The sequence below is a fragment of the Variovorax sp. P1_H12_2 genome (assembly GCF_056405335.1).
Genome location: NZ_JBFUCI010000397.1, coordinates 1 through 6,026 on the forward strand (window position 1 = coordinate 1; position 6,026 = coordinate 6,026).

A 6,026-nucleotide genomic window follows, 5' to 3' on the forward strand; every position below is an offset into this window, starting at 1 on the left:
GGCTGGGCCAGCCCTTCGACTTTCGGATGGGCGGCGGTCATCGTGATTTGGGGCTTGACCTGGTGGGGGGTCGCCAAGCTGGCCACTCGGGGGTTCCGTCGCAGAGGAAGCACCAGGCCAGGCAAGTGCTAGTGATAGTCGTCTTCGCGCTGATGGCGTACGGCTGCAACAACAACCGTGCTGTCGTCCACGATTTCAAATAACGCGATGTAGCCCGCGTGGCCAAATGGGATGACCAACTCACGCAGGAACGGGCTTGCCCCGGCTTTCCTGCAGGTGAACGGAGTCCACTGCAGTGTTTCGATGCCCTGTCGAATCGCATCCAGAGCCTGTTGCGCGACGCCCAGGTTTCCATCGCGCGCCAACTCGCGCTCGACGATGAAGTCGAACAGCCGCTCGAGGTCTTCTGTGGCCTCGTGGGTGAACCGGACGCGAAACGTCACGAATGCTTGGCGGACGACTTGCGTGCCTTGGCGGCCACGAGCTTGCCATCGAGCTTTCGCAGCACGTCGTCCGCTTCGACGTAGACGCTGGTCTGCCGGGCGCGTCTCAGGGAATGAAGGCCGCGGGCGATGAATTCAGCCTGGTTTTGTCGTTGGCGAACGGCGCTACGCACAGCCGCTTCCACGAACTCCGACAACGACTCGCCTTCGCCGAGCAGTTGCTCGACTTCTTCGCGCAGTTTCGGTTCAACCCGAACCGAGGGGATGGTCGCGGTCTTCATGGCCCATTGTATTGCGTTTGCACTACACGATCCGCCTTGCCACAACCGCACACGTTCCAATGATGTGGCGACGGCAAGGTGCTCCTCCGTGATCGAGCGCGTGGGTCATGCAGTCAACGCCCGCCGTTCCTGCAGCTCTTCACTGGATGAAGGCCACGGCGGGGAGTCGTAGGTCGCTATCGAACCCGCTGAACTGAGCAGAACTTCACGAGCAAGCGTCGGAGACGTGGGTACATTCGACGTGTCAAAAAAAGAACGGAGATAACGACATGCAGAAACTCTTGACGGTTGCTTTTGCTTTTCTGGTCGCAACTTTCACGCCACTTGCACTCGCCAAGGGAGGCGGTCGCGTGTCGTATGGCGGGGGTGCGCACACAAGCAGCCACGGTGGCACCTACAAGGGCGGCCAGGGAAGTTCTCACCGCGGGGGGGCGTACAAGAATAGCCGCACCGCCGATTCGTACGGCACGCACAAATAGCGCCTCGCACAACTCTCACGTACGCCCCACTGGCGCCGGCAGCAAGTGACCGGAAGCGGGCACCCACCATCCATCCCACGAAGCAAATCTCGATGTATCAAGCGCTCAAACTGGTTTTTCTCTCGGCGGTTCTGGTCCTTACGGGCTGCGCGGCCAACGTGCAGCGCCAAGGCAGTGCCGAGCAGAAGCTCGCCCTCTCGCCCGCCGCGGCCAAGCACGTTACGCTGGACGTTCGGGGCAGCAAGGAACTGGCGGCGTCGAAGGACTGGGAACAGTTTCGCAACGAATGGCGAGTCGGCATGACCGAAGCCACCGCGGCCGCGGGCATGACCCTTACGCCTATCGACGCAGCCCTTGCATCTGCAGCGGAGCCCTCGACACTGGTCGCGGTCAACATCAACGACTATCGGTACATTACGCGCGGTGCCCGTGTCGCTGCCGGCATCATGACGGGCAACGCCTACATCGACGCCGACGTTTCCTTTGTCGAGCTCCCTGCTGCGACGCCCATGGGTACGCGAAAGTACGCGACGACGTCCTCGGCCATGCAGGGCGTGTTTGCGCCTATGACGGAGAACCAGATTCGTGGCATCTGCGACGAAATCATCAAGGACATGGCCCGACGCTGACAGCGACGGCGTTCGTTTCGGGGCAGCCGATATTCTTGGTTAGCGAACAACTCTTGCCTCCGGCCTGCTTGGTCGGGGAAGGTCGCGTCCAAGAGCACCATTCTCTTCAGCTTTGCACGGCACTACCGAAATATCTTCGTGGACAAGGCCGTCTCGCGCGCCAGGTTCTGGAAGCCTTGTGCGATCTGACCGGCCGGCGCTTTCCGCATGGTCGACGGCGAGGCGCCAAAGATCGCCTTCGCCTCGCGATTCAGGTGGGACTGGTCGTAGTAGCCGCAGTGGAGCGCGAACTCGGACCAGCGTTCGGGCGGCTCCGGCGCCGTGACGGCAGCCTGCAGGCGCATCACCCGTGCGAAGCGCTTGGGCGGCACGCCGATCACGCCTCGGAAGCGGCGCTCCAGCGTGCGCTCGGTGGCGCCGAACTCGCGGGCCATCTGCGCGACGCTCATGCCGTGCTTGCCGCTGCACAGGTGCATCACGGTTCGCTCGACGAGCCGGTCGCTTTCACGCGTGCGCAGCAGCCCGAGCAGGAAGCGCTCGACCTGCCTGACCCGCGCCAGCGAGGTCGGCAGTTCGAACAGTTGCGATTCGAGGTCTTCGACCGCGCGGCGTGCAAACAGGTCCCGGCAGTCGATGCGCCGCTCGGCCGCTTCCTCGAGCGAAGGCGGAAAGAAGCGTGCGAGGCTCCAGGGCCTGAATCGGACCGTGATGCCGGCGGCATGTCCCTCGCAGGAGACCTGCACGGGCCGGGCCTGGAAGCCGCAGACCGCGCTGCGCGTGGTGAAAGTCCGCCGCCCATCGGAGGCGATGAGCGGATCGCCGTAGACGAAGCACATCGTGGGATGCCCGTCGGGCAGCAGCGTCAACGTTCCGCCGTCCGATCGCACCAGCGCGCAAGGAAGCTCCCACACCCAGATGTCCGTGATGCAGGACGCGAGCCCAGGCGAAGGCTTGTAGGCCTCCATCAACGGCACGGGCGGTGAGGTGGGAGGGGTCATGGGCAACGGATGGCGGATCTTATGCAGCGGATGCCTGCGCTGGCAACAGCGTGGCCACACCGAGCTGGCGCTGCAGGCCGAGCATGTCTTCCTCGCGCCAGTATTCGGCGACCCGCCCGCCGGCCAGGCGGACGATGCAGATGCCTTCGATGCGAAAGCGCCGTCCGGTCGCTGCGATGCCGAACAGGTCGCCGACATGCCTTGCGGCGTAGACATAGCGCAGCGCCACGCGGTCGCCGTCGACCATGTGGTCGACCACCTCCGCGCTCGCGTCGCAGAAGGCATTGCCGAACACCGGGACCACGGCCTCCAATGCCGCCGGTCCCGGCGGCAGCCCGTGGGCCGCCCACGGATGGGCGACGAAATCCGGCGTCACCCACTGGGCCGCCGCTGCGGCGTCGAAGCGGACGAAGGTCGCGGCGATGAAGCGCTCGACGATCGCGAGCGGATCGTCGAGCGGTGCAAGCGCGGGCAGGCCGAGTTCGACCGCCAGCCGGCGCCGCGCCTGCGGCGGAAGATGCGGTCCCACCATGCCGGCCACGCCCGCGAACACCTCCGGCGGCATCGACGCCTGCAGGCCGCGCATCAGTGCCGCAATTTCCGATGGACTCAGGTGGGGCGTGATCCAGCGCACATCCACCGCCAGTTGCGAGGGCGAAGTCGCCGCGACGATGGCGGCGTGCAGTTCGCCCAGTTCGCCATCGGTGTAGCCGGCCCACAGGATGGCGTTGTTCACCGTTTCTTCCGTGTCCATGTGCGCCAGGTTGTCGGCGACAAACCCGGCCAGCCGCCGGTAGAGCCGGGCTGCGGCGGACTCGCGCGCTGCGCCGCCGGCTCGGCTCAGCCGGTCGGCGTCGTCGCGCAGTTGCGCGATGCAAGCGTCGTGGTGCACATGCTCTCCGGCCATGCGCAGGCTGGCAGCCGGGTCGCGCGCTTCGATGGCGGGATGGACGAACTGGTTTTCCTTGTGCAGGTGCCCGGCGCACCAGTCGAGCAATTGGTCAAGTCCGTCGAGCACGCACTTGACCGCCTGGTCGTCGCCGCAGTCCATGCGGCCCACCTCGACGAGCGTGGCGGCCATGCAGGCGCGCAACCCCTTGTGGACTTGGGCGTAGATGTCAAAGCGGGCGGCGGGCGTGTCGATCGACGCGCAGGTGGGGGAGGCGGTGGCCGGGTTCGTCATGGTCTTCCTTCCGGTGAGAGCCGGTGCCGACTGCTTGAATCGGCTGTGGCGGGGCTTTGAAGGTTAGGGACGGACGGCTGTGCGTTCTAGGATATTCCCGACAGAATCGGCCATCGCGCCGCCGATCCGAATCACGACCCAGCGATTGCACCTTCGTGAAGGGAGAGAGTCCGATCGCGACCGCTACGCCGAGATGAACGCGGATGCGCTTCTCCGCCGGCGTGATGCGCGAGGCAAGCGATCGCGAGCTTGACGTCTGGCAGTCCGGTTCCGTGCACCGGGCGACGCCGTTCACATCCCACTGGGTCGCGCGACCGACCGTCGCTCTTGCCGAGCATCGCTTCCTGCAGTTAAATGTGAAATAGTCACATCTCAATGCATGGGGATCGAATTGAAAGCACTTGGATACATTCGCGCGATCCTGGCCTTCGCGCTGCTTGGATCGCTGATGGCTTGCGGGGGTGGTGGAGGCGGTGGAGGCTTCGGAGCCGGTGCCGGAACCAGCGCCGGCACCAGCAGCGGCTCGGCTTCCGGCAGCGCTTCCGGGGGCAACGGCACCTTGCGTTTCGCGATGACCGACACTCCGGCCTGTGGTTATGACGCTGTCAACGTCACCGTCACGAAGGTGCGGGTTCACCAGAGCGGCGATGCCGGCGAGAGCGACGCCGGCTGGCAGGACCTCTCCGTGAGCCCGCCGACGCGCGTCGACCTGCTGTCGCTGACCAACGGAGTGCTGTTCGAACTGGGGCAATTGCCACTGCCGGCCGGCAAGTACACGCAGTTGCGCCTGGTGCTGGCCGAAAACGGCGGGAGCACGCCGCTGGCCAATTCGGTCGTTCCTACCGGCGGATCGGAGGTCGCGCTCAAGACGCCCAGCGGCCAGCAATCAGGCCTGAAGGCCAAGGCCAACATCGACGTGCTGTCCAACCAGTTGGCGGATTTCGTGATCGACTTCGATGCCTGCAAATCGGTGGTCCGCGCGGGCAACTCCGGCCAGTATCTGCTCAAGCCGGTGCTCTCCGTGGTGCCGCGACTGGTGGCCGGCGTGCAGGGCTTTGTCGATCCCAGCCTGATAGGCCCCGCAACCATCGTGTCGTTGCAGCAGAGCGGGGTGGTGATCAGGGCGAGCGTTCCGGACAGCAGCGGGCGCTTCCTGCTGCAGCCGGTGCCGGCCGGTTTCTACACGCTCGTCGTCGCGGCACCGGGCCGGGCCACCGGGGTGGTGATCAATGTGCCGGTGGTCGCCGATACGGTCACCTCGCTGAACTCGGCCAGTACGGCCCTGGTTCTTCCGACCTCGTCCACCGCCACGTTGAAGGGGGTGGTGAGCACCGGCGTGTCGCCGGTGGAGGCCGAAGTGCGCGCGCTGCAGATCCTGGGCAATGGCGCCACCATCGTGGTGGCCGACCGCTTCGTGGACGGCATCAGCGGTGCCTACGAATACGTCGTGCCGGTGGCTGCGCCGCAGGTAGCGCCCTATGTGGCTGCGCCAGCCACGCTGGTGTTCGGCGCTGACGCCTTCTCTGCCGGCAAGTACTCGGTGGAGGCCAGCGCAGCGGGGGTCGTCAAGACGGTGCCGTCGCCCTTGCTTCCGGCCGGCTCGATCTTCACCAACAACTTCACACTGCCCTGACAGGCGGACTGAGCCGCACCGGAAGCACTACGCCGGCAATCCCTCCCACCACCCGCTCATGAGCCCCTCGGGCCGGCGCCCGGCGAACACCTTCGCGCTCGCTTCCCAGGCATCGACCCGCACGTCCAGCCCCGCGAAGATCCCGTAGCCGGCGCCGGCGCGAATCTCTTCCTCGGCATGCAGGCTCTCGCCGGCCTTGATCGCGCCTTCGGCGACGATCGCGCCGCGCGAGCGGATGCCCCAGCCCGCTTCCAGGTGACGCCCGCAGTCGATCGAGCCACCCGCCTCGATGCCGTGGCCGGCGCGCACGGTCTCGCGGCCGTCGATGACGCCGCCGGCCCGGATGCCCTTGCCGCAGCGCAGGGCGCCCTGCGCGACCA

General features: G+C 66.1%; 7 protein-coding genes and 1 pseudogene. 3 read left to right on the plus strand and 5 right to left on the minus strand.

Annotated features, from left to right (window positions below; all coding sequences use genetic code 11):
* Positions 1-128: 128 nt before the first annotated feature.
* A complete protein-coding gene (locus AC1D2K_RS28185; RefSeq protein WP_478092851.1) occupies positions 129-443 on the minus strand; it encodes a type II toxin-antitoxin system RelE/ParE family toxin in 315 nt (104 codons plus the stop codon).
* A complete protein-coding gene (locus AC1D2K_RS28190; RefSeq protein WP_478092852.1) occupies positions 440-724 on the minus strand; it encodes a YlcI/YnfO family protein in 285 nt (94 codons plus the stop codon). Before AC1D2K_RS28190 ends, AC1D2K_RS28185 begins: the two co-directional genes overlap by 4 nt.
* 571 nt (positions 725-1,295) lie before the next feature.
* On the opposite strand from AC1D2K_RS28190, the gene AC1D2K_RS28195 reads away from it, so the two are divergent.
* Entirely contained in the window at positions 1,296-1,832 is a 537-nt protein-coding gene (locus AC1D2K_RS28195) for a hypothetical protein (RefSeq protein ID WP_478092854.1), read from the plus strand.
* Positions 1,833-1,954: 122 nt separating this feature from the next.
* On the opposite strand, the gene AC1D2K_RS28200 is transcribed toward AC1D2K_RS28195, so the two are convergent.
* The gene (locus tag AC1D2K_RS28200; protein ID WP_478092857.1) at positions 1,955-2,830 is read right to left on the minus strand and encodes a helix-turn-helix domain-containing protein; all 876 of its coding nucleotides are present in this window, start codon (positions 2,828-2,830) and stop codon (positions 1,955-1,957) included.
* A 19-nt stretch (positions 2,831-2,849) separates the two neighbouring features.
* Positions 2,850-4,013 carry an ester cyclase gene (locus AC1D2K_RS28205; protein ID WP_478092859.1) on the minus strand — a complete coding sequence of 388 codons (1,164 nt, stop codon included), beginning with the start codon at positions 4,011-4,013 and terminating at the stop codon, positions 2,850-2,852.
* Between the two features lie 203 nt (positions 4,014-4,216).
* Between AC1D2K_RS28205 and AC1D2K_RS28210 the strand changes: the two genes are divergently transcribed.
* Positions 4,217-4,378: a hypothetical protein gene (locus AC1D2K_RS28210; RefSeq protein ID WP_478092861.1), complete on the plus strand. Its 162-nt coding sequence runs from the start codon at positions 4,217-4,219 to the stop codon at positions 4,376-4,378.
* Positions 4,379-4,404: 26 nt separating this feature from the next.
* Positions 4,405-5,646 carry a DUF4382 domain-containing protein gene (locus AC1D2K_RS28215; protein ID WP_478092863.1) on the plus strand — a complete coding sequence of 414 codons (1,242 nt, stop codon included), beginning with the start codon at positions 4,405-4,407 and terminating at the stop codon, positions 5,644-5,646.
* 27 nt (positions 5,647-5,673) lie between these two features.
* On the opposite strand, the pseudogene AC1D2K_RS28220 reads toward AC1D2K_RS28215, so the two are convergent.
* A pseudogene (locus AC1D2K_RS28220) lies at positions 5,674-6,026 on the minus strand (hypothetical protein); the annotation flags it as partial.